This is a genomic window from Aeromonas sp. DNP9 (assembly GCF_001728955.1).
Lineage (GTDB): Bacteria > Pseudomonadota > Gammaproteobacteria > Enterobacterales > Aeromonadaceae > Aeromonas > Aeromonas veronii.
Window position 1 is genome coordinate 123,815 of sequence record NZ_LYSQ01000005.1, and the last position, 21,864, is coordinate 145,678.

Sequence of the window (21,864 nt, forward strand, 5' to 3'; positions counted from 1 at the left end):
ACGGGCTATTTGCGTTGCGCGATTATAAACCAGAGTGGATCCAGTTCTTTGATTTCACGACGATATCACGCGTTCAGGGCAAAGGGTCAAACAACACCAATCCATGGGGAGCGACCTTGATCCGTGCCCGCATCCCATCAAGGGGCTCGCCAATGCTCGCCTCCAGCTGCAGATCGCCACACTCGAACAGCACCCGGCAGTGGTGGCCGAGGAACTGCTGCTCCACCACCTTGAGCTCGCCATCTGCGGCGCTCTCCAGCAACAACTGCTGGGGTCTGAGCATCAGCTGCAACTGCTCGCCCACCGCCCGGCCATGAGGCTCGCTGCCACAAATGACCCCGAGCGCCGTCTGCACGCAGTGGCTGTCCACCACCTCGGCAGCCAGATAGTTGACCCCGCCGAGAAACTCCGCCACGAAACGGTTTTGCGGACGGCGATAGAGCTGCTCAGGCTGGCCCACCTGCTCGATGTGACCGGCGCGAAACAGCGCCAGCCGATCGGCGAAGGCGAACGCCTCCTCCTTGCTGTGGCTGACGAAGATGGCGCCGATCCCCTGCTGCTTGAGCAGGGCGCGGATCTCGAGGATCAACTTCATCCGCACCTGGGTATCGATGTTGGAAAAAGGTTCATCCAGAAGCATCAGCCGCGGCTTGCACACCAGCGCCCGGGCGATGGCCACCCGCTGCTGCTGACCACCGGAGAGCTGGTGCGGATAACGATCCCCCAGCCCCTGCAGATTGACCAGCGCCAGCGCCTCGTCCACCTGCTGCTGGCGGGCGCGGCGATCGAGTTTGGTCAGGCCAAAGCCGACGTTGTCAGCTACCGTCAGGTGGGGGAAGAGGGCGTAATCCTGAAAGATCATCCCGATATTGCGCGCCTCGGGCGGCATGCCGACACCCGGCCCGTCGAGCAGGGTATCGCCGAGGCGAATCGTGCCCTCTGCCAACGGCAGCAGCCCTGCGATGGCCTTGAGCAGCGTGGTTTTGCCGCAGCCACTGGCTCCCAGCAGGCAGACGATCTCGTTGTCTGCCACCGTCAGGGAGAGCTGCTCCAGCACATTGCGGCCGTTGTAACGGCAGCTGACATTTTCAACCTGCAAACAGGACAAGGCTGACTTCCTCTCGTTTCTAGCGGCGTGCGGCCTTTCGGTTCAGCACACCGCATGCAATTTCATTGACCGACGCGGCGACTCAGTGGCCCGGACTGTCCAGACTGCGGTTGACCCAGATCAGCGGCAACAGTCCTACCAGCACAATGACGATAGCGCCCAGGGCGCCGCGCTCCAGCATCTCGTCCGAGACAAACTGATAGACGTGGGTCGCCAGAGTATCGAAGTTGAACGGCCGCAGCAGCAGGGCGGCGGGCAGCTCCTTCATGGATTCGATGAATACCAGCATGGCACCGGCAAACAGACCTCGGCGCACCAGCGGCAGATGGACCCGCCGCAGCATGCCGCCATCCCCCTGCCCCAGGGAGCGGGCAGCCATGTCGAGACTGGGGGAGATCTTGCCCATGCTGCTCTCCACCGAGCCGATGGCGATGGCCACGAAGCGCACCAGATAACCGAACACGATGGCGGTGATGGTGCCGGTCAGCAGCAAGCCCGGCCCCTGACGCCCGAGCCACTCGGCCAGATCGTTGATGGCAAAGTCGAGGGCGGTGAGCGGCACCAGCACCCCGATGGCGAGCACGGTGCCCGGCATGGCGTAACCCATGGCGGCAATGCGCAGGGGCAACAGACTCTTTATCCCGCCATCGAGGCGGCGGAAGAAGCCGAGCAGCAGGGCGATGCCCATCGCCAGCAGAGCTGTCAGCGCCGAGATAGCCAAGCTGTTGCCGGCGAAGCGGACAAACTCCGGCGTCCACGACAGCTCGAAATAGCGCACCCCGTAATCGAGCAGGATGACGAACGGCAGAGCGAAACCGGCCAGCACCAGCCCCCAGCACCAAAAAGCGGCAAGAGCGCGACTCATCCCCTTGAGCGGATAGCGCAGCGGCTGCTCATGGCCCATGGACTTCTGGAACACCTGCTGCCGACTGCGCGAGCGGCGCTCCAGCGCGATCAGCAGCACCACCGCCAGCAGCATCAGGCAGGAGAGTTTGGCCGCGGTGGCCAGACTGCCGTAACCGAGCCAAGTGTCGTAGACCGCCGTGGTCAGGGTGTTGATGGCAAAGAAGTGGACGGTGGCGAAATCGGCCAGCGTCTCCATCGCCACCAGCGATACCGCCACCATGATGGCGGGGCGCGCCAGCGGCAGACTGAGGCGACGAAAGCTCTGCCACGGGGTACAGCCGAGCAGGCGGCTGGAGTGAATGAGGCTGACTGACTGCTCCAGAAAGGAGGCGCGGGTCAGCAGATAGACATAGGGGAACAGCACCAGTGCCAGCACCCAGGCAGCGCCGCCAAGGGAGCGAATGGCCGGAAACCAGTAATCGGCCGGACTGTTCCAGCCAAAGAGGGCGCGCAACCCGGCCTGTAGCGGGCCCGAGTAGTCGAGCAGGTCGGTATAGACGTAGGCGACGATATAGGAGGGCATGGCCATCGGCAGCATCAGCGCCCACTGCAGGGCACGACGCCCCGGCACCTGACACATGGCTACCAGCCAGGCGGTTGGCACACCAAACAGCAGGCTGAGCAGCACCACGCCAACCACCAGCCCCAGGGTATTGGCCAGATAGTCGAGCAGCACGGTATCGGCGAGGTGGCGAAACAGCTCTCCCTCAGCCGAGAAGGCTGAGAAGAGCAGAGCGAGCACCGGCAAAGCCAGCAGCAGGGCGGTGGCCCAGCTGCCGGTCATCCATCCAAAATTTTTCATGAGACCACAGATGTTGATGGGGCCGTTGGCCCCATCTGATTACAAATCGAACTTCACTTCATCCAGCAACTGCAAGGCGTCCTTGCGGTGCTTGGCGTAATCGCTGACCGGTAGTGCGTCAGACTTGAAACTGCCCCAGGACTTGACCATGGCGGAAGGCTCGACTCCGGCCTTGACCGGATATTCGGCGTTCACATCCGCATACATGTGCTGGGCGGTGTCGCCAGCCAGAAACTCCATCAGCTTCTGGGCCTCGGCCTTGTTCTTGGCATACTTGGTCATGGCCACGCCACTCACGTTGACGTGTGCACCGCGGTCGGCCTGGTTCGGGAAGTTGATATAGACCGCATCCGCCCAGGACTTCTGAGCAGGATCTTTCAACATGGCGCCCAGATAGTAGCTGTTGCCGAGTGACACGTCACAGATACCATCCTTGATCGCCTTGACCTGATCCCGGTCGTTGCCCTGCGGCTTGCGCGCCAGGTTGGCCTTGACCCCTTCCAGCCAGGTTTTGGTCTCGGCCATGCCGTGATGGGCAATCATGGAGGAGACCAGCGCCACATTGTACTCATGCTTGCCGCTGCGGGTGCAGATTTTCCCTTTGAATTCCGGTTTGGCCAGATCTTCGTAGCTGATGGTGTCGAGCTTGCCGAGGCGATCCTTGCTGGAGTAGATGGCGCGAACCCGGGTGGTCAGGGCGAACCAGCGATTCTCCGGATCACGATAGATGGCGGGGATGTTCTCCTGTAGGATCTTGCTGTCCACCGGCTGCACCAGCCCCTTGTCCACCAGATCGGTCAGACGGCTGATATCGACGGTCAGCATCAGGTCGGCCGGAGAGAGCTTGCCTTCCCGCTCTAGACGCTCGTTCAATCCCTCTTTGGCGAACACCACGTTCACCTTGATGCCAGATTCCTTCTCGAACTGCTGGATGATGGGCTTGATCAGCTCATCCTGCCGGTTGGAGTAGACATTCACTTCCCCGGCCGCCAATGCCGACTGAGCTGCCAACGCAGAGAAAGCCAGTGCCAACATCTTCATTTTCATCATCCATTCCTTGATTAGCTATACAGAGTGATAACGATTTCCGTTTGCATTCTGCATACATCTTATAAGCGGATCAAGAAAGCTCGCCGTCGCCACATCACATATTTAATCGCCCATAAATGAAAAGGGCCGGATGGAATCCCATTCGGCCTCTTCTGAGCAAAACGTTATATTGATCAGGCTTCAATAAGCGCTCACGCCATCGGAAATTCCCGAGATCGGGAGGTCAACAAATCTGTACGTCACGGATGCGGTTCATCACAGCGCCTCGTCGTCACTCTCGCCGGTGCGGATGCGCACCGCTTGCAGCAAGTCGTAGACAAAGATCTTGCCGTCGCCGATCTTGCCGGTATAGGCCGCCTTGCAGATCGCCTCGATCACCCCTTCCACGTTATCATCGGCGGTAGCAATCTCCAGCTTCACCTTGGGCAGGAAGTCGACCTGATACTCGGCTCCCCGGTATAATTCGGTGTGTCCCTTCTGGCGGCCAAATCCCTTGACCTCGGACACGGTCAGCCCTTCCACCCCCAGGTTGGCAATAGCCTCGCGGACATCGTCCAACTTGAACGGTTTGATAATCGCACTAATCAGCTTCATCTGGTTGCTCCCAATCCATGGTGTGTCATGAATCGGGTTTCAATTCTTATGCCAAGTATTTTTATTGTTTTATTTCATATAGATAGAGTTTAATGCCTGCGCCATTCGCCAGGAGCATCCCCATAACCGGCCAGCACGCCCCATAATGAGGCACCATGCTGCAGCGGTCAGCGGGTATGCACCAAACAAGAGCAAAACAGCATGTTAGTTATCTCCAACAGCGTCACGATTCCATGGCATGAGCTGCAATTTCAGACCATGCGGGCACAGGGCAACGGTGGACAGCACGTCAACAAGACCGACTCCGCCGTCTGGTTGCGCTTCGATTACCGCAACTCTCCCAGCCTGACGCCCCTCTACAAGGAGGGTCTCGACAAGCTGAGCGACAGCCGGGTACACGATGGCTTTATCCTGATCCGGGTCGAGAGCCATCGCAGCCAGGATATGAACCGCAAGGAGGCGATGAGCCGTCTGGTGGAGTTGCTGAAGAAAGCAGCCTGGCGCCCCAAGGCCCGTCATGCCACCAAGCCGACCCGCAGCTCCCAGCGCAAACGGGTCGATGCCAAAAAGCGCAAGGGGGATATCAAATCCACCCGCGGCAAACCGGTTCTGGACTGAGCCACCCCGCGGCCCCCTGCTGGTCGCCATCGATCAGGATGGCCTGCGCTATGTGGAGTTCGTGCAGGGGGAGCAGCCGGTCACTCCGACCGATGAGTGGCTGCGTGATGACCTGGCTCTTGCTCCTTTCGTCGAGCAGTTCACCGCCTATTTCGCCGGAAAATTGCAGCAGTTCGCTCTGCCCATGGCAGCGAAGGGCACCCCGTTCCAACAAACGGTGTGGAATGCTTTGTGCGATATCCCCTATGGCGAGACCGTCAGCTATCTCGAGATTGCCCAGGCTATCGGCAATCCCAAGGCGGTGCGGGCAGTGGGCGCTGCCAACGGGCGCAATCCGCTGAGCATCATAGTGCCCTGCCATCGGGTGATCGGACGCAGCGGCGATCTGACCGGCTATGCTGGCGGCATTCCCATCAAGCGCTGGTTGCTGGCTCTGGAACAGACAGGCACGGCATTCGAGCTGGTCCCATGAGACGATGAGCGCCCCGGAGAGGGACAGGACAATATCGTGATCAGAATGAAAAGGCTTTCAGTCAGTGACCACGCGTTGCTGACAAGATGAACAGAAAATGAAGAATCGCCTCAGAACTACTTCAGATTGAGCTTGGCATGATGGCTCCATACTTGAATGGCACGGCTCATTCGCTGATTCAAGTAGCACCCATGTGACGCTTCCAATCTGTCTTTTTCCCCGCGCCTCCTCTGAGGCGCTTTTTTTGTGCCAACACAGCAGGCTACCACCCGGGTTGAGTGGCCTGAGCGCAACAAAATATGCGCCCGCCCAAAAAACCAGAGGCGAAGGATCCTCCTTCGCCTCTGACGTAACAGCTGGCTACTCGCTCTGGGGCAGGAACTGCAGCTCCGGCGCCGAGGAGGTCAGCACATCGGCGCAATAATCCCAGGTCGAGATGCGATAGTGCTGCAGATCTTCATCCAGATGCAGGCCGTCCGACTCCTGATGGAACCAGCTGGCAAAACGGGATGGGGTGATGAGCTGGATCTGCTCTTCGATAGCGTGACTATCCTTCCCCTCGGCCAGATCGCAATCTTCGATGACCCGCAGGGCGTAGATATGGCGAAAATAGACCCGGCAGAGGATTTGCGGGGGCAGATCGATGCTGCGTGCCCGCCCCAGCATGATGGTCAGAGAGTCGCTCCAGAGATCCTGATGCAGCTCGGCCACAACCAGACCGGGCGGTAGCTGGCGGGACGGAGCCCAAGGGACGGCAACCTGCCGAATGGCATTTTTCTGTTCCATATTCACCTCACGACGACTCGCTCCCTGTCTTGAGTCTATCTGAACCACATAGTCCCGGCGAAGGCAATCGATGGACAATAAAAACGGCAATAAAAAAGCCGACGTATCAAACGTCGGCGAATAAAAAGTGCTTACAACAGAGGATTCACATATTCAGACCCGCGGGTCGAAAGATTGGTTCCCTCTTTTTGTAATTAATTTTCGGCGCGTTTAAACATCAGGGTATTGGCGTCCGACTCTTCCGGCACAAAGTAGTAGCCCTCGGCGTTGAAACCGGTCAGCTGCTCCACCTCGGTCAGACGGTGCTTGATGATGTGGCGAGCCATCATGCCGCGCGCCTTCTTGGCGTAGAAGCTGATGATCTTGAACTGGCCATTCTTCTCATCCTTGAACACCGGTGTGACAATCCGCCCTTTCAGGCTCTTGGGGCGTACCGACTTGAAATACTCGTCGGAGGCCAGATTGATCAACACTTCATCCCCCTGCGCTGCCAGCGCGTCGTTGAGATGGTGAGTGATCACCTCCCCCCAGAACTGGTAGAGATCCTTACCGCGGCTATTGTCGAGCCGGGTCCCCATCTCCAGCCGGTAGGGCATCATCAGGTCGAGGGGACGCAACACGCCGTAGAGGCCGGAGAGCATCCGCAGGTGTGCCTGAGCGAAGTCAAAATCGGCCTCGCTGAAATCCTCCACCGCCAATCCGGTGTAGACATCCCCCTTGAAGGCCAGCAGCGCCTGACGGGCATTGGCGGGGGTGAAATCTGGCTGCCACTCGGCAAACCGGGCGGCATTGAGACCGGCCAGCTTGTCACTGATCTTCATCAGTGTGGCGATCTGGTCAGGGCTCAGTTGGCGGGCACGACTAATCAGTTCGGCAGAGTGATCCAGCAGCTCGGGTTGGGTGAAACGGGGTGTCACCAGCGGTGACTCGTAATCCAGCGTCTTGGCCGGGGAAACCACAATCAGCATAACGTTCCTTTATGGCGAGGGGCCGAACGGCAGAGCGGCCCCATGATTCATTCATCCAGCGTCACATTGTCCAGCGTACCGGTGCCGAGCCGCTCGCGACCGGAGAGCTTGATCAGCAGTCGCAGGTCGTTGGCCGAGTCGGCGTGGGCGAGTGCCTCACTGTAGCCAATCTGGCCGGCGCAGAACAGGCTGAAAAGCGCCTGATCGAAGGTCTGCATACCCAGCTCGGTGGATTTGGTCATCACCTCCTTGAGGCGATGCATCTCTCCCTTGCGGATAATGTCGGTGATGAGCGGGGTATTGAGCAGGATCTCGAACGCGGCGCAGCGCCGCTTGCCATCCATACTCGGCACCAGCTGCTGGGCGACGATGGCCTTGAGGTTGAAAGAGAGATCGAACAGGAACTGGCGGTGTTTGTCTTGCGGCACCAGATGGAGGATGCGATCCAGCGCCTGATTGGCATTGTTGGCATGCAAAGTGGCGAGACAAAGGTGTCCCGTCTCGGCGAACTGCAGGGCAAATTCCATGGTCTCCTGACTGCGGATCTCACCGATCAGGATCACGTCAGGCGCCTGACGCAGCGAGCTTTTCAGCGCCACATCGAACGACTCGGTATCGATCCCCACCTCTCGCTGGGTCACCAGACTACGACCATGCTGATGGACGAACTCCACCGGATCTTCCACCGTCAGAATGTGACCATCGGCATGCTGGTTGCGATAGCCGATCATCGCCGCCTGGGTAGTCGATTTGCCCGCCCCGGTGGCGCCGACAAACAGCACCAGCCCCCGCTTGGCCATCGCCACCTCTTGCAGGATCTTGGGTAGCTGCAGGTCTTCAAAGGTGGGAATGCGGGTCTCGATACGCCGCACCACCATGCCGGGCAGCTCCTGCTGCCAGAAGGCGCTGACCCGAAAACGGCCAAGCGCCTCGCGATAGATCGCGTAGTTGGCCTCCTTGGTGCGGATATAGCGCTCGAAGTGATCGCTGCTGAGGGTATCCCTGACCAGCGTCAGCGCCCCCTTCTTGTCGAGCGCTTCCCCCCCCAGCGACACCAGATGGCCATTTACCTTGAGGGTGGGCGGCGAGCCCACCGTCACAAATAGATCCGATCCCTTTCGCTCGACCAGCTCGCTCAGCAGATCATCCAGATTCATCATCTATCCCTCCTGGGTGCGAGTCGCTTAAATGCTGTTGGGATCCACTGCCTTGGCCTTGGCATCGAGGGATGCCACCACACCGCGGCTCACCAGCTGCTTGAGGCTCTGATCCATGGTCTGCATACCGTGGGTCATCCCGGTCTGGATCACCGAGTAGAGCTGGGCAATCTTGTCCTCCCGGATCAGGTTACGCACCGCCGGAATGCCCATCATGATCTCGTGGGCCGCCACCCGGCCGCCGCCAATGCGCTTGAGCAGGGTCTGGGAGATGACCGCCCGCAGGGATTCGGAGAGCATGGAGCGCACCATGTCCTTCTCCGCACCAGGGAAGACGTCGATGATACGGTCGATGGTCTTGGCCGCCGACGAGGTGTGCAGGGTGCCAAACACCAGATGGCCAGTTTCGGCGGCGGTCATGGCCAAACGAATGGTCTCAAGGTCCCGCATCTCGCCCACCAGAATGATGTCCGGGTCTTCCCGCAGTGCCGAGCGCAGAGCGTTGCTGAAGCTCTTGGTATCTCGATGCACTTCCCGCTGGTTCACCAGGCAGCGCTTGTTCTCGTGGACGAATTCGATGGGATCCTCGATGGTGAGGATGTGGTGATGGAAGTTCTCGTTGATGTAGTTGACCATGGCCGCCAGGGTGGTCGATTTACCCGATCCGGTCGGGCCGGTCACCAACACCAGACCCCGCGGGAACTCGGCGATCTTGCGGAAGATCTCCGGCGCATCGAGATCCTCGAGGCTCAGCACCGTGCTGGGGATGGTACGAAATACCGCGCCGGAACCGCGCGCCTGCTGGAAGGCGTTGACCCGGAAACGGGCCAGATTGGGCACCTCGAACGAGAAGTCGACCTCGAAGTTCTCCTCCAGCTCCTTGCGCTGATGGTCGTTCATGATGTCGTAAATGAGGGCATGCACTTCCCGGTGTTCCAGGGCGGGCAAATTGATCTTGCGAACCTCACCATCAACCCTGATCATCGGGGGAACCCCGGCCGAGAGGTGTAGATCCGAGGCTTTATGCTTTACACTGAAAGCCAATAACTCTGTGATATCCATAGACTTGTCATTCTCCCATCACAAGATCACTAACGAAATATGAACCAGATTGCCCAGCACCTGTTTCAGGTAAAGGAACGTATTGCCCAGGCCGCCGAACAGGCGAGCCGCAACCTGCAGCAGATCCGCCTGCTGGCCGTGAGCAAGACCAAGCCCATCGAGGCCGTCATGGCCGCCCATGCCGCAGGTCAGCGCTGCTTTGGCGAATCCTACGCTCAGGAAGCAGCGGCCAAGATCGATACCTTGCGCCAGCAGCCGGAATATAGCGACATAGAGTGGCACTTTATCGGCCCTTTGCAATCGAACAAATCCAAACTGGTCGCCGAACGGTTTGACTGGGTGCAGAGCGTGGATCGGGACAAGCTGATCGACCGCCTGAACAACCAGCGCCCCGCCAGCATGGCACCGCTAAATGTTTGTCTGCAAATCAATATTAGCGGAGAGAGCAGCAAATCCGGAACGTCGGAACAAGAGATTTTCCGCCTTGCCGAGCAGGTCTCTCACAGTGAGCGACTGGTGCTGCGGGGGCTGATGGCTATTCCCGAACACACCAGCGACGAGGGCGTACTGGCCGCCCAAATGACCCGTATGCAGACTCTGTTCACCGAGCTTGCGCGACAATACCCCACGGTGGATACCCTCTCGATGGGCATGACCGAAGATCTCGAACTGGCCATCGCCCACGGCAGCACCATGGTGCGGGTCGGCACCGCCATCTTCGGCGCCCGTGACTACTCATAGGCAAGGCCAGCGGATAACCCATACGTCCGCCTCTTGCCGCGACTTCATCAACAGGAGCGTTTGATGGAACACCGAATTCTGACGTCAGGTGGTGCAGGCAGCACCCACCCCGCCGCGACCCCATGTGCAACAGGAGCATCTGATGCAGCATAGAACGCTGGCCTTTATCGGCGCGGGCAACATGAGCCGCAGCATCATCGCCGGACTGGTCAAGGCGGGTTATCCCGCCGGGCAGATCACTGCTGCCAACCCCAGTCTGCCCAAGCTGGAAGCGCTGGCGAGCGAACATGGCATTCGCATCACCCAGAGTAATGCCGAGGCGGCCCGAGACGCCGAAGTGATCGTGCTGGCGGTCAAGCCGCAGCTGATGGCCGGCATGCTGGCCGCGCTGGTTGCCGAGCTGGGCTCCCTTGAGGGCAAGCTGCTCATCTCCATCGCGGCTGGTATCAAGGTGGCGCGCCTTGGCGAGATGGCCGGTGGCCACGACCGTATCATCCGTACCATGCCCAATACCCCTGCCCTGCTGGGTCTGGGCATGACCGGCCTCTATGCACCCGAATATATTGCCGCCGCGGATCGCGACTTTGCCGAGCAGATGATGCAGGCGGTCGGCAAGACCCTCTGGGTGGAGCAGGAGTCCGGCATCAACGGCGTCATCGCCGCGGCGGGCAGTGCTCCGGCCTACTTCTTCCTCTTTATGCAGGCGATCGCCGAAGAGGCGGAGGCGATGGGTTTCTCGCCCGATCAGGCACGCCTGCTGGTGCAGCAGACCGCGCTGGGCGCAGCCGCCATGGTGGAGCAGAATCCTGAGCTGGCGCTGCAGACTCTGCGTGAGCAGGTGACCAGCAAGGGCGGCACCACAGCCGAAGCCATCAAGACATTCCAGCAGCAGGGGCTGATGCCGCTGACTGCGCAAGCCATGCAGGCGGCCGTTGCTCGCGCCACCGAAATGGAAACCCTCTTCTAACAGGAGCCCAGATGAACACTGCTTACTTTCTGATTAACACCGTTTTCGATCTCTACCTGATGGTGATCCTGCTGCGCGTCTGGCTGCAGTGGGCCCGTGCCGACTTCTACAACCCGATGAGCCAGATGGTGGTCAAGCTGACCAATCCGCTGGTGATCCCGCTGCGCCGCGTTATCCCTGGCTTGGGCGGCATCGATCTCGCCTCCGTGGTGCTGGCGCTGGCCATCGCATTCGCCAAGCTGGCCCTGCTCAAGAGCATGAACGTACTGCTGGCGGACTGGCTCAGCATCAGCCTGTTTGCCGCGCTGACCGTGCTGAAGAAAGCGGGCTCGATGATCTTCTGGGTACTGCTGATCCGCGCCATCCTGAGCTGGGTCAGCCAGGGCCGCAACCCCATCGAATACGTGATGCATCAGCTGACCGAGCCGTTCCTCGCCCCTATCCGCCGCGTACTGCCGGCACTGGGCGGACTGGATCTCTCGGTGCTGGTCGCCTTTATCGGCCTGCAAGCCATCAACTACCTGCTGGGTGACCTGTTCGGCCAGCTGTGGTGGATGATTTGATGCCAGCCGTCCTGCAACAAGGGGATGAACTGGTACTGCATCTGGTGATCCAGCCCAAGGCGAGTCGGGATCAGATCATCGGATTGCATGGCGAAGAGCTGAAAGTGGCCATCACGGCGCCGCCGGTTGATGGCCAGGCCAACAGCCATCTGATCAAGTTTCTGGCCAAGCAGTTCAAGGTGGCCAAGGGCCAGGTCACCATAGTGCGGGGCGAGCTGGGGCGACACAAAACCGTCGCCATCGACAGCCCCAAACAGTTGCCGCAAGAAGTGAGTGCACTGCTGAATAACGCGCAAGGCTGAATGAATCGGCCTGCGCCAACCGTAGATATGAGAGGGATGACAGATGAAAACAGCCTGGATGAGTGGCCTGCTAGCACTGCTGATGACCCTGCCGCTCAAGGCAGAACAGATGAAGGAGCTGGGGCCCTGGTTGGTGCACTACAACGCCTTCAACTCCAGCTTCCTCACCCCCGAGGTCGCCAAGGCGTATGGACTGGAGCGCAGCCGCTACAACGCCATCATCAATATCGCGGTACAGGACAAGCAGAAAGTGGCGCAAGCCGTGGGGATCACCGGTGAGGCCAAGAACCTGACCGGCACCATCCGCACCCTGAACTTTCAGGAGGTAAAAGAGGGGGATGCCATCTACTATCTGGCGACCCTCCCCTACCGCAACGAAGATACCTATCAGTTCACCCTGAAGATCATGGGCGGTGGGCAGCAGCAGAACCTCAGCTTCCAGCAGACCTTCTACGTCGACTGAGCAGCAACAAGAAGCCCCGAACAAGGTCGGGGCTTCATTTTATCCATATGACAAGGGCGCCATCGCAGCGCCCTTGTTGCATCTATTCCGTGCCGCAGCGGTTACAGGGCGAGGAACAGACCGGCCAGACAGGCGCTCATCAGGTTCGCCAGCACGCCGGAGAGAATGGCGCGCATGCCGTAACGGGCGATGAAGGATTTGCGCTCCGGCACCATGGAGCCCAGACCGCCGATCAGGATCGCCATGGAGGAGATGTTGGCAAAGCCGCACAGGGCGAAGGTCACGATGGCCTTGCTCGACTCGCTCAGGGTCTGATCCTGCACCAGACCGATAAAGGCGACGAACTCGTTGACCACGATCTTGGTACCGATCAGAGCGCCAGCAGCTTGCGCCTGATCCCAAGGTACCCCGATCAGCCAGGAGACGGGGGCAAACAGCCAGCCCAGAATGATCTGGAAGCTCAGATCCAGCCCTACCAGATCGCCAGCCCAGCCGAGCAGGCCATTGAGCATGGCGATCACGCCAACGAAGGCCAGCAAGGTGGCACCGACCGCCACCGCAATATTGAGGCCAGACATGGCGCCATCGGCCGCCGCTTCAATCACGTTGGTGGCGCGGGGGATCTCGACATCCTGATGGTGATCGACCTCTTCAGCTCCCGGCGGCACCAGGATTTTGGCCATCGCCAGACCGGCAGGGGCCGACATGAAGGCCGCAGCGATCAGGTATTTCAGCTCAACCCCGAGGCTGGCATAGCCCACCAGGGTGCCACCGGCGACGGAGGCGAGACCACAGCTCATCACTGCGAAGAACTGGGAATCGGACATCTTGGAGAGGTAGGGTTTGACCACCAGCGGCGCTTCCACCATGCCAACGAAGATGTTGGCAGTCGCGGAGAGGCTCTCGGCGCGGCCGGTGCCCAGCAATTTCTGCAAGCCACCACCCAGCAGGGCGATCACCCGCGGCATGATGCCGATGTGGTAGAGGATGGCGATCACCGCGGAGAAGAAGATGATGACCGGCAACACGTTGAAGGCAAAGATGAAGCCCAGCTTGAACTTGGCCAGATCGCCGAACAGGAAGGCGATCCCCTCCTGACCATAACCGATCACGCTGCTTACGCTCTCGCTGACCCCGTTCAGCATGTGCTGACCAGCAGGCAACCAGAGCACCAGACCGGCAAACATGATTTGCAGGCAGAGGGCAAGGCCTACTGTTCGCAACGGGATACGACGACGATTATCAGAGCAGATGACGGCAAGCGCCAGGATACTCAGGATGCCGAGCAGGGCAATCATAGGGACTCCATCAGGTGGGGCAAAAGATGGGCGCGGATTCTGCGCCTCTCCCCACGTCACTGCAAGTCCGCTTGGTTACAACCCTGTTAGAAAAAACGTTTGCACGATATCGGTTGCGCCAACTGGCTGATTTGGTTCGATTTTAGTATCAGGAGAAATCGAGAGTTCTTAAATGGAAACAATCATTCCTCACCACCGGACAATTTCCCCCCAAGCCAGGGGGCCAGTCGCTGCTCCCAATAGGGTTCGGGGCCAAAGCGGGCCTTGAGGAAATCGATGAAGAGACGGATCTTGGGATCCAGATGTTCACGCCGGGCATAAACGGCGTGTACCGCCATCTGCTGGTTCGGTCGCCACCCTGGCAGCACAGGGATCAGCTTGCCGCTCTGTAACTCCTTGTCCAGCAAGTAGTTGGCGATATAGGCGATGCCGAGCCCGGCCAGTGCCGCATCCCGCACCGCCTCCGCCATATCTACTCGATAGTTGCCCGCCACCTGCACCGTCTGACGCTCCTTGCCCTGGCGAAACGACCACTGGTGATAGCGCCGCTCCCGACTCTGGTAAGTGATGCAGTTGTGCTGGGCCAGATCCTTGGGATGAAGCGGCGTGCCGTGGCTCAGCAGGTAATCCGGCGAAGCCGCCACTACGAAGCCAATGTCGGCCAGCCGCTGTCCCACCAGCCCTTCCGGCTTGTCCTCATAGGTGGTGAGCCAGAGATCCAGCCCCTCATCCACCAGATTGGTTCTATGGTCGAACAGCGAGACCTCCAGCTCCAGCTCGGGATAGCGATCCTGAAATGCCTTGAGATGAGGAATGACGTGCAGACGACCAAATGATTGGCCCACCCCGAGATGGAGCACACCGCTCACCTTGCCACGCCGCTCGGCGATCATGGAGTCCGCCTCCTGCGCCACCGCCACCAGCGCATGGCAGTGGCGGGCATACTCCTGACCCAGCTCGGTCAGGACGAAGCGGCGGGTGGTGCGCTGTACCAGCTGGGCGCCAAGAGTGGTCTCCAGCAGCGCCAGCTGCTTGCTGATATGGGATTTGGAGACCCCGAGACGACGGGCGGCGGCAGAGATCCCCTGCTCGCGCACCAGCGCATCGAAGATCACCATTTGAGGAAGACGTTGCAGCACAGGATAACCGGATTGAGTGGCGGGAGCCCATTATTCCAGAGCCGCCCGCCAAGGGGTAGGGTCAGAGCCCCAGCGCCCGGGTGATCTGCAGTTTGAGGGGATCGTCAGCCGGATTCTGGTTGGCGCCGTAGCTGGCGATCAGCTTGCCATCGCGCCCCACCAGATACTTGTGGAAGTTCCAGTTCGGCTCATCCCCATCAGCGGCCGCCGCCAGCCCCTTGAACAGTGGCACCGCATCGGAACCCCGCACCGCCACCCGATTGAACATCGGGAAGGTGACGCCATAGTCGCGGCGGCATACCTCGGCTGTCTTGGTCTCGTTGCCCGCCTCCTGCCAGAAATCGTTGGAGGGGAAACCCAGAATAATCAGCCCTTTATCCTTGTAGCTCTGGTAGAGCTTCTCCAGATCGCGAAACTGACCGCTGTAGCCGCAGTAGGAGGCGGTATTGACCACCAGTACCACCTTGCCCTCGGTCAGCTGACAGAGGTTGTGGCGCTGAGAGTTGTTTAGCTCCCGCATCTCCACATTGAAATAATCGGGGCACGCCGCAGAGGCCGCTCCGGCCCCCAATAACAGCAACAGAGTGAACCATTTCATCGCCAAGACTCCTTTTGTTTTATCCATCATACGCGGTTACCAGAGCCGCAGTTCACTCTCAATGCAATGGAATGCCGGTCAGCCAGCCGTGGCCCCAGAACACCAGCAGCGCGGTGGCAGCCAGGCCCGCCCCGACGCTGATGCCAGTGCCAGTCCAGTTGGCCGCCGGACGGGGATATCGCTGCCAGTCCCGCACCGAAATCCAGACCATGCTCACCAGCGCCCACAGCCCGATGCCGCCAAACAGCACCAAGGATCGCGCCTCGCTGTTGACCAGCAGATGGGCCACCGCCCAGAGCTGGGTACCGAGCAGTTGGGGATGCACCAGCCAGCGGCGCAGATGGTTGGGCCCCTGGCCGGAGAAGAAGAGGATCAGCGCAAAGGGCATCATCACCGTCATGGTCATCGGCCCCCACTTGGGCAGGAAGTAGAGCGGCAGCGAGCTGGCCGAGCGCCAACCAGCAATGATGCAGGCAATAGCGACAAACACCAGCAGGGAGAAGAGCCCCTTGTAGCGATTCTCACCCAGCCGCTCGCGCAGTCGTGCCCGATGGGCCACCGCAAAACAGGGGTAGAGATGGATCAGGGTAAACAGCGCAACCCCCAGGGTCAGCAGGAACATGAGTCTCTCCTTGTACTTGGTACGACCACTATGCCGTAAAGGGAAATTTGCGCCTATCAAAACCGCGCTGACCCATGGAGTCAAAAGTGTGGCAAGACAAAGGAACGGAAAGAAAAGAGCCGATCACGATGGATCGGCAAATAAGTGCCAGGGCAGTCAGACATCTCGCAGGATGGGAGATGTCCCATACGGGGATATTGAGTGGCCGATGGGGCACATCGGCCGAACCGGATCAGCCCTTGAGCTGATAGAGCGCCGCTACGTTGCGCGCAGTGAGTTGAATGTTGGTGCTGGCGCTCTCCAGCGCCTCCGGCAGAGACATGGCACGGTTGACCACGGCGAATACCGCATCCAGCCCGTGCTCGTGCACCACACCGCAATCATCGGTCAGACAGCCGGAGATACCGATCACCGGCTTGCCGAACTGCTTGGCACAGCGTGCGACACCGATTGGCGTCTTGCCGTGGATGGTCTGGCTGTCGATGCGACCTTCACCGGTGATGACCAGATCCGCATCGGCCACTTCCTCGGCCAGTTTCAGCGCTTCGATGACGATCTGGATGCCGGGCTTGAGCTCGGCACCGAGCAGGCCGACCAACGCGGCCCCCATGCCACCGGCAGCGCCCGCCCCCGGAATATCCTTCACCTGCTTGCCGAGGGCCTGCTCGATGCAGTCGGCATAACGGGAGAGATTGGCATCGAGCTGCGCCACCATCTCTGGGGTTGCCCCCTTTTGCGGGCCAAACACCGCAGAGGCGCCTTTCGGGCCGCAGAGCGGGTTGTTCACATCGCACGCCACCTCGATAACCAGATCGCTAAGGCGCGGATCCAGACCGCTCAGATCGATGGTAGCCAGCTCACTGAGACCTGTGCCACCCAGCTCGATGGCGGAACCATCGGCTTTGAGCAGCTTGCCGCCGAGCGCCTGGATCATGCCGGCACCGCCGTCATTGGTGGCGCTGCCGCCGATACCGAGGATCAGGTGCTTCACCCCCATCTCCAGCGCGGCCAGGATCAGCTCGCCGGTACCGAAGCTGGAGGTAAGCAGCGGATTGCGCTGCTCGGGCGCCACCAGATGGATGCCGGAGGCGGCGGCCATCTCGATGACGGCACGCAGGCCATCACCCAGCAGACCGACAAAGCCCTGTACCTTGTTGCCAAGAGGCGCGGTCACTTCGACCGGCAGGATCCGGCCACCGGTGGCATCGACCAGCGATTGCACCGTGCCCTCACCGCCATCGGCCATCGGCAATTTGACGTAGGTGGCGTTTGGCAGCACCTGCTTGAAACCGGCCTCGATGGCATCAGCCACCGCCATGGCGCTCAGACTCTCCTTGAATGAATCGGGGGCAATAACAATTTTCATATCAATTCCTTAGGCGAGGCCAAACACGCCAAACATCAGGGTGGAGACAGTGGCAATGGTCAGACCGACTGCTGTTTCGTAAGGGATAAGTTTCAGACGCTCCCCCACCCCCATGTGGACGCTGCCACCGGTGGCATGGAAGAAAGAGCCGTGGGGCATGTGGTCAAACACGGTGGCACCGGCATGGATCATCGCCGCTCCGGCCAGACTGCTGATCCCCAGTTCAATCAGGGTGGAGCTGAATACGTTGGAGGCCACCACGGTACCGGCGGTGGTCGAGGCGGTCGCTAGCGACATCAAAGCACCGGAGATAGGCGCCAGCAGGTAAGAAGGCAGACCGGAGGCGGTCAGGCCGCTGATCAGCACATCTTTCAGGCCGGAGTTGGCGATGATGCCTGCCAGGGTACCGGTACCCAGCAGCATGATGGCGACTGGCGCCATGCGGGCGAGACCGGATACCGCAAACTGGTTCACCTTGCTGAATTTACCCATCATCAGGGCGCCGACCAGACCACCGAGGGGCAGTGCAATCAGCGGATCCACCACGATACCGGCAACAGGACGCAGAGCCAGCAGCAGGATGGCGACCAGCGGTGCACTGATGGCGGCGGCAAAGCCTGGCAACTTGGCACCGGCAAAGCTCACCACTTCATCAGCAGCAACCTTGCTGCCCTTGTTGTTCAGCCGCTTGGCGAGCCAGTAGGCCATCACCAGACCGAACAGACCCGGAATGATGCCCGCCGCCATCACTGAGGTCAGGGGCAGATGGAAGGCATCAGCCGCGGCAATGGCGTTGGGGTTGGGGGACATGACGTTGCCCGCCTTGCCACCGCCGATCATCGCCAGCAGGATGGCCGCCTTGGAGAGGTCGGCACGGCGGGCGATGGCCAGCGCAATGGGGGCGACCGTGATGACGGCCACGTCAACGAACACGCCGACCGCAGTCAGGATCAGGGTTGCCAGCGCCAGCGCCAGCAGGGCGCGGGTTTCACCGAGTTTCTTGACGATAGTCTCGGCGATAGTGGTGGCGGCACCCGATTCGATCAGCACGCCCGCCAGTACACCGGCCGCCAGGATCCGCATCACCGCAGTGGTGATCCCCTGGGCACCGCCGATCATCAAGGCGACGGTCTGGGTCAGATCGGCACCGCCAATCAGGCCACCGGCCAAAGCCCCCACGATCATGCCGTAAGCGGGCGGCACCTTCTTCAAAATGAGGATGATGGCGATGGAGAGCGCCGCGATGGCGCCAAGGGCTGTAACCGGGATCATGACGGACACCTTTAATGGGAGTGAATGGCCGCCATTATGGAGATCTGCAATCAGAATGCTTTGGATTACAAGCCAAAAATTGCGTCATGAAAACGTGTTTTTTTGTCCAACTTCACAATCACAAGTCGAGATTAAGGCCGAGATAGAGCAAAAATTTGTCGTCTAACTTGTTGAAATTCAACCCGGTTATCTGCTCTATCCGCCCCAGCCGATAGCGCAGGGTATTGGGGTGAATGAACAGCGCTTCGGCACAGCGATGCAGATCACAATCCTGCAAGAAATAATGGCGCAGGGTCTTCTGCAGTCCTCCCTTGCCATCTTCCCGGGCCAGTTTCTGCAGCGGTGTGCGCAGCTGATCCGCCTGCCAGGAGTCCGCCAGACTGCCCAGCAGCACTGGCAAACGGTAGTCCTCAAAGAAGTAGACCTGTTTGCGCGGCGCCTGCCGCATGCCACGGCGCAGGGTATCTCGCGCCGTCTGATAAGAGCGCGCCAGCCCGTCGATCCCGGCGAAGTAATCGCCCACCGCGATATGCACCTTGAAGTGGGGAATGCGAGCCAGCAACTGCTTGATCCGGCTGCGCTCCTGCGCCGATTGCCAGACGCCCTCACTCAACTGCGCCGGTTTGAGCACCACTATCTCGTCGAGCCCGTTGATGGCGACCAGATTGTCCCGCTCCGGATTTTCCAGCTGATGAACCAGCTCCCGCAGACGCGCCGGATCCGCCTCCTCCAGGGCCAGCACGGCCACCACCCTGGGCTGGGCCAAATCCAGTCCGAGAAAACGGGCCGCCTGCTGCAATTGATCGACTCGCCCCTCGCCACGAATGAGCTGCAACACCAGCTCCTCCTTGTGGCGCTTGTCCCACTGCAACTGCTCGGTGAGCGCCGCCTGCTCCAGGATCAGCTCTGCCGTCATTCGCACCAGCTCGGCGTAAGCACGAACTTCCTCCGGATCGCCGGAGATGCCGATCACCCCGATAAGCTCCCCCTGATAGGAGATGGGTAAATTGATGCCGGGTCGAACCCCTTTGAGCTGCAAGGCAGTCGCTTCGCTGATCTCCACCACTCGGTTTTCGGTCAATGCCAGCACGGCCCCTTCGTGGCGCTGATGGATCCGATCCGGATTGCCGGACGCAATGATGAGACCGTGTTCGTCCATCACGTTGACCGAAAAGGAGAGGATCTTCATCGCCCGTGCGACGATCTGGCGGGCAAGATTATCGTTTAGCTGCATAACATCTCCGGACAAGGGGCTGATCTGGCGACGCCACCACGGGCCTATTCAGGGCACATGGGCGCAAAGATGCCACATCATCAAGACAAGCGAGAGGGGGATCGCTAGAATAGGCCACTTTACCCGATGTGTGCCCCGCCATGGAGCAGGAATTGCGTGCTTGCACCCGCCTGCCCGTGATGGCCCATCCCTCCGATCTGGACTGTGCTATGGATTATGAATTTCGCCGCGACCCGTTTGGTGGCTATCGCGCCCGGTTCTCCATGGGCCATGAAGCCATCGGTCAGTGGCTGATCGACGAGGTTGGCAAGGATGAAGAGAAGCTCGACGAGCTCTTCTCCATCATTGATCAGCTCTCCAACCGCACCCTAGTCGAATACCGGCTCAACGGCGGTGACTACTCCCTGCTGCTGACCCATGAAGAGGCGGAGGTGAAAGCCAACGCCCTCAATATCGAGCTGGGTGAGGATCTTGACGATCTCGCCTACTACGATGATGAACAGCTGGCCATGTGCGGGCTGGAAGATTTTGCCCAGGTGCTCGGCTCCTGGCGCGCCTTTATCCGTAACGAGGATATGGGCTGATTGACCCAATGTCGGATTACTATGTCGGGCAAACGTGCCCTTTTGCCTAACTCAACAGGATTGACTATGTCTATTTACGATTTTGATGACGAACTGCCGGAAGACGAAGAACAGGAATCCACCAAGAAAGCGGCTGCACCTGCCAAGAAGAAAGGCAAGCAGGTGATGAACACTCAGGTCAACCTGAGCCCGCGCGATGCCAGCCGTCTGAACGGCATGCACGTTGAAGCGATCGCCACGCTGGACGATGTCAGCCTGCCGAAGAACGTCATCTTCAAGGCTGGCCTGATCGCCCTGGGCGAACTGGAAGCCGGCAAGCGCGCCGATATCATCGCCCGCGTGATCGCCGAATCAGGCCGCTAATCCCCCCTAAAGGCATAAAGAAAGCCGGAGCCACTGCTCCGGCTTTTTGTTTTCCGGCCGTGCACTCTCAACGGCAATCGATCCCCTTTCCGGCTCGGGAGACCAGTTGGTCATAGCGACCATCGGCACGGGCGGCAGCCAGGGCATGATTGAAGCGCTCAAGCAGGTTGGCGGCCTCCGGATACTGCCGTGAAATGATCAGGTAAAAGGTGTCGCTCTGACGAAAGTGGGGCAATGCCTGCAGATGGCAGGGGTCGCCAAACAGCTGACGGCTGGCATCCCGGGTCACCGTCTCGTTCATCGGCAGCAGATCGATCCGTTTGCGATCCAGCAGTTGCAGACATTGTGCCAGGGTCTTGGGACGCTGCAGATCCAGCCCGAAACGCTTGATCACCCCGTCGGCATGGCTGGTGCTCCACCCCAGCGGAATGCAGACTCGCAGCCCTTGCCAGCGGCCAGCCTGAATGGCCTCGCTCCCCCGATAGGTAAACCAGGAGAGGCGATCTATATGAATGGGAGCGCTGTAGTGGAAGAGCTTGGCCCGCTCGGCAGTCCAGGCGTAGGGGAAGGTGGCCGCAACCAACCCATTGCGGGTCAACTGATAGCCGCGGGGCCAGGGCAGGTAGTCGACCTGGAGCTCTCGATACCCGGCCTCTTGCAGCAGGGTCGTCACCAGCCGGGTGCTCTCGCCGCCGTCAGGCAGTGCCTTGCCGGTATAAGGGGTGAACTCACCGGTCACCAGCAGCAAGGGTGCCGCCTGCAGCCAGACACACCAACAACACAACAACCACAGACAGTGCTTCATCAGCTGCTCTCCCTTTACCCTGTT

At 60.0% G+C, this 21,864-nt stretch carries 25 protein-coding genes; 9 read left to right on the top strand and 16 right to left on the bottom strand.

The genetic code is table 11. The features are described 5' to 3' along the window. Positions 1 to 73: 73 nt before the first annotated feature. The 4 genes from A9G06_RS04940 to glnK all read right to left on the bottom strand — a co-directional run bounded on the left by A9G06_RS04940 (position 74) and on the right by glnK (position 4,460). Positions 74 to 1,108: an ABC transporter ATP-binding protein gene (locus tag A9G06_RS04940; RefSeq protein WP_069554454.1), complete on the bottom strand. Its 1,035-nt coding sequence runs from the start codon at positions 1,106 to 1,108 to the stop codon at positions 74 to 76. An 82-nt stretch (positions 1,109 to 1,190) separates the two neighbouring features. Continuing rightward, positions 1,191 to 2,816: an iron ABC transporter permease gene (locus A9G06_RS04945; RefSeq protein WP_069554455.1), complete on the bottom strand. Its 1,626-nt coding sequence runs from the start codon at positions 2,814 to 2,816 to the stop codon at positions 1,191 to 1,193. A 39-nt stretch (positions 2,817 to 2,855) separates the two neighbouring features. Further along, positions 2,856 to 3,863 (bottom strand): Fe(3+) ABC transporter substrate-binding protein, encoded by a 1,008-nt coding sequence (locus tag A9G06_RS04950; RefSeq protein WP_005340374.1) that lies wholly within the window; start codon positions 3,861 to 3,863, stop codon positions 2,856 to 2,858. Positions 3,864 to 4,121: 258 nt separating this feature from the next. Next, positions 4,122 to 4,460 (bottom strand): P-II family nitrogen regulator, encoded by a 339-nt coding sequence (glnK, locus tag A9G06_RS04955; RefSeq protein WP_005341406.1) that lies wholly within the window; start codon positions 4,458 to 4,460, stop codon positions 4,122 to 4,124. Positions 4,461 to 4,661: 201 nt separating this feature from the next. Between glnK and arfB the strand changes: the two genes are divergently transcribed. Further along, entirely contained in the window at positions 4,662 to 5,078 is a 417-nt protein-coding gene (gene arfB / locus A9G06_RS04960) for an alternative ribosome rescue aminoacyl-tRNA hydrolase ArfB (protein ID WP_042053320.1), read from the top strand. Beyond that, positions 5,020 to 5,550 carry a methylated-DNA--[protein]-cysteine S-methyltransferase gene (locus tag A9G06_RS04965; protein WP_083243735.1) on the top strand — a complete coding sequence of 177 codons (531 nt, stop codon included), beginning with the start codon at positions 5,020 to 5,022 and terminating at the stop codon, positions 5,548 to 5,550. The genes arfB and A9G06_RS04965 overlap by 59 nt, the downstream gene beginning before the upstream one ends. A gap of 360 nt (positions 5,551 to 5,910) precedes the next feature. On the opposite strand, the gene A9G06_RS04970 is transcribed toward A9G06_RS04965, so the two are convergent. The 4 genes from A9G06_RS04970 to tapT form a co-directional block, all read right to left on the bottom strand. Next, the gene (locus tag A9G06_RS04970; RefSeq protein ID WP_005340360.1) at positions 5,911 to 6,336 is read right to left on the bottom strand and encodes a hypothetical protein; all 426 of its coding nucleotides are present in this window, start codon (positions 6,334 to 6,336) and stop codon (positions 5,911 to 5,913) included. A gap of 194 nt (positions 6,337 to 6,530) precedes the next feature. Beyond that, entirely contained in the window at positions 6,531 to 7,304 is a 774-nt protein-coding gene (yaaA, locus tag A9G06_RS04975; RefSeq protein WP_064338818.1) for a peroxide stress protein YaaA, read from the bottom strand. 47 nt (positions 7,305 to 7,351) lie between these two features. Further along, a complete protein-coding gene (gene tapU / locus A9G06_RS04980; RefSeq protein ID WP_005340356.1) occupies positions 7,352 to 8,461 on the bottom strand; it encodes a type IVa pilus ATPase TapU in 1,110 nt (369 codons plus the stop codon). A 27-nt stretch (positions 8,462 to 8,488) separates the two neighbouring features. Then, complete coding sequence (tapT, locus tag A9G06_RS04985; protein ID WP_005340354.1) at positions 8,489 to 9,523, bottom strand: type IVa pilus ATPase TapT; 1,035 nt, start codon at positions 9,521 to 9,523, stop codon at positions 8,489 to 8,491. Positions 9,524 to 9,562: 39 nt separating this feature from the next. Here tapT and A9G06_RS04990 point away from each other — a divergent pair, with 39 nt between their 5' ends. From A9G06_RS04990 to A9G06_RS05010, 5 genes are all read left to right on the top strand, one after another. Further along, the gene (locus A9G06_RS04990; RefSeq protein ID WP_069554456.1) at positions 9,563 to 10,264 is read left to right on the top strand and encodes a YggS family pyridoxal phosphate-dependent enzyme; all 702 of its coding nucleotides are present in this window, start codon (positions 9,563 to 9,565) and stop codon (positions 10,262 to 10,264) included. Between the two features lie 142 nt (positions 10,265 to 10,406). Continuing rightward, the gene (gene proC / locus A9G06_RS04995) at positions 10,407 to 11,231 is read left to right on the top strand and encodes a pyrroline-5-carboxylate reductase (RefSeq protein WP_069554457.1); all 825 of its coding nucleotides are present in this window, start codon (positions 10,407 to 10,409) and stop codon (positions 11,229 to 11,231) included. A gap of 11 nt (positions 11,232 to 11,242) precedes the next feature. Continuing rightward, a complete protein-coding gene (locus A9G06_RS05000; RefSeq protein WP_047436998.1) occupies positions 11,243 to 11,794 on the top strand; it encodes a YggT family protein in 552 nt (183 codons plus the stop codon). Next, positions 11,794 to 12,096 carry a DUF167 family protein YggU gene (yggU, locus tag A9G06_RS05005; RefSeq protein WP_069554458.1) on the top strand — a complete coding sequence of 101 codons (303 nt, stop codon included), beginning with the start codon at positions 11,794 to 11,796 and terminating at the stop codon, positions 12,094 to 12,096. Before A9G06_RS05000 ends, yggU begins: the two co-directional genes overlap by 1 nt. Before the next feature lie 43 nt (positions 12,097 to 12,139). Beyond that, positions 12,140 to 12,559 (top strand): DUF4426 domain-containing protein, encoded by a 420-nt coding sequence (locus A9G06_RS05010; RefSeq protein ID WP_005340339.1) that lies wholly within the window; start codon positions 12,140 to 12,142, stop codon positions 12,557 to 12,559. Between the two features lie 101 nt (positions 12,560 to 12,660). Here the strand turns inward: A9G06_RS05010 and A9G06_RS05015 are convergent, their stop codons facing one another. The 7 genes from A9G06_RS05015 to A9G06_RS05045 all read right to left on the bottom strand — a co-directional run bounded on the left by A9G06_RS05015 (position 12,661) and on the right by A9G06_RS05045 (position 20,088). Next, positions 12,661 to 13,857: a NupC/NupG family nucleoside CNT transporter gene (locus tag A9G06_RS05015; protein ID WP_069554459.1), complete on the bottom strand. Its 1,197-nt coding sequence runs from the start codon at positions 13,855 to 13,857 to the stop codon at positions 12,661 to 12,663. Positions 13,858 to 14,039: 182 nt separating this feature from the next. Next, complete coding sequence (locus A9G06_RS05020; RefSeq protein ID WP_005340335.1) at positions 14,040 to 14,975, bottom strand: LysR family transcriptional regulator; 936 nt, start codon at positions 14,973 to 14,975, stop codon at positions 14,040 to 14,042. A gap of 82 nt (positions 14,976 to 15,057) precedes the next feature. After that, complete coding sequence (locus tag A9G06_RS05025; RefSeq protein WP_005340333.1) at positions 15,058 to 15,594, bottom strand: glutathione peroxidase; 537 nt, start codon at positions 15,592 to 15,594, stop codon at positions 15,058 to 15,060. 58 nt (positions 15,595 to 15,652) lie between these two features. Beyond that, positions 15,653 to 16,216: an NnrU family protein gene (locus A9G06_RS05030; protein WP_069554460.1), complete on the bottom strand. Its 564-nt coding sequence runs from the start codon at positions 16,214 to 16,216 to the stop codon at positions 15,653 to 15,655. A 232-nt stretch (positions 16,217 to 16,448) separates the two neighbouring features. After that, positions 16,449 to 17,582, bottom strand: a complete 1,134-nt coding sequence (locus A9G06_RS05035) for a glycerate kinase (protein WP_069554461.1) — start codon at positions 17,580 to 17,582, stop codon at positions 16,449 to 16,451. A 9-nt stretch (positions 17,583 to 17,591) separates the two neighbouring features. After that, the gene (locus A9G06_RS05040; protein ID WP_005340326.1) at positions 17,592 to 18,854 is read right to left on the bottom strand and encodes an SLC13 family permease; all 1,263 of its coding nucleotides are present in this window, start codon (positions 18,852 to 18,854) and stop codon (positions 17,592 to 17,594) included. A 118-nt stretch (positions 18,855 to 18,972) separates the two neighbouring features. Then, the gene (locus tag A9G06_RS05045; RefSeq protein WP_069554462.1) at positions 18,973 to 20,088 is read right to left on the bottom strand and encodes a sugar diacid recognition domain-containing protein; all 1,116 of its coding nucleotides are present in this window, start codon (positions 20,086 to 20,088) and stop codon (positions 18,973 to 18,975) included. A gap of 209 nt (positions 20,089 to 20,297) precedes the next feature. Between A9G06_RS05045 and A9G06_RS05050 the strand changes: the two genes are divergently transcribed. Together A9G06_RS05050 and A9G06_RS05055 are read left to right on the top strand one after the other, a co-directional pair. Next, positions 20,298 to 20,672 (top strand): YacL family protein, encoded by a 375-nt coding sequence (locus A9G06_RS05050; RefSeq protein WP_069554509.1) that lies wholly within the window; start codon positions 20,298 to 20,300, stop codon positions 20,670 to 20,672. A gap of 66 nt (positions 20,673 to 20,738) precedes the next feature. Beyond that, entirely contained in the window at positions 20,739 to 21,035 is a 297-nt protein-coding gene (locus tag A9G06_RS05055; protein WP_005348860.1) for a hypothetical protein, read from the top strand. 67 nt (positions 21,036 to 21,102) lie between these two features. On the opposite strand, the gene A9G06_RS05060 is transcribed toward A9G06_RS05055, so the two are convergent. Further along, positions 21,103 to 21,840, bottom strand: coding sequence for an ABC transporter substrate-binding protein (locus tag A9G06_RS05060; RefSeq protein ID WP_069554463.1), 738 nt, complete (start codon positions 21,838 to 21,840; stop codon positions 21,103 to 21,105). Positions 21,841 to 21,864 lie beyond the last annotated feature (24 nt).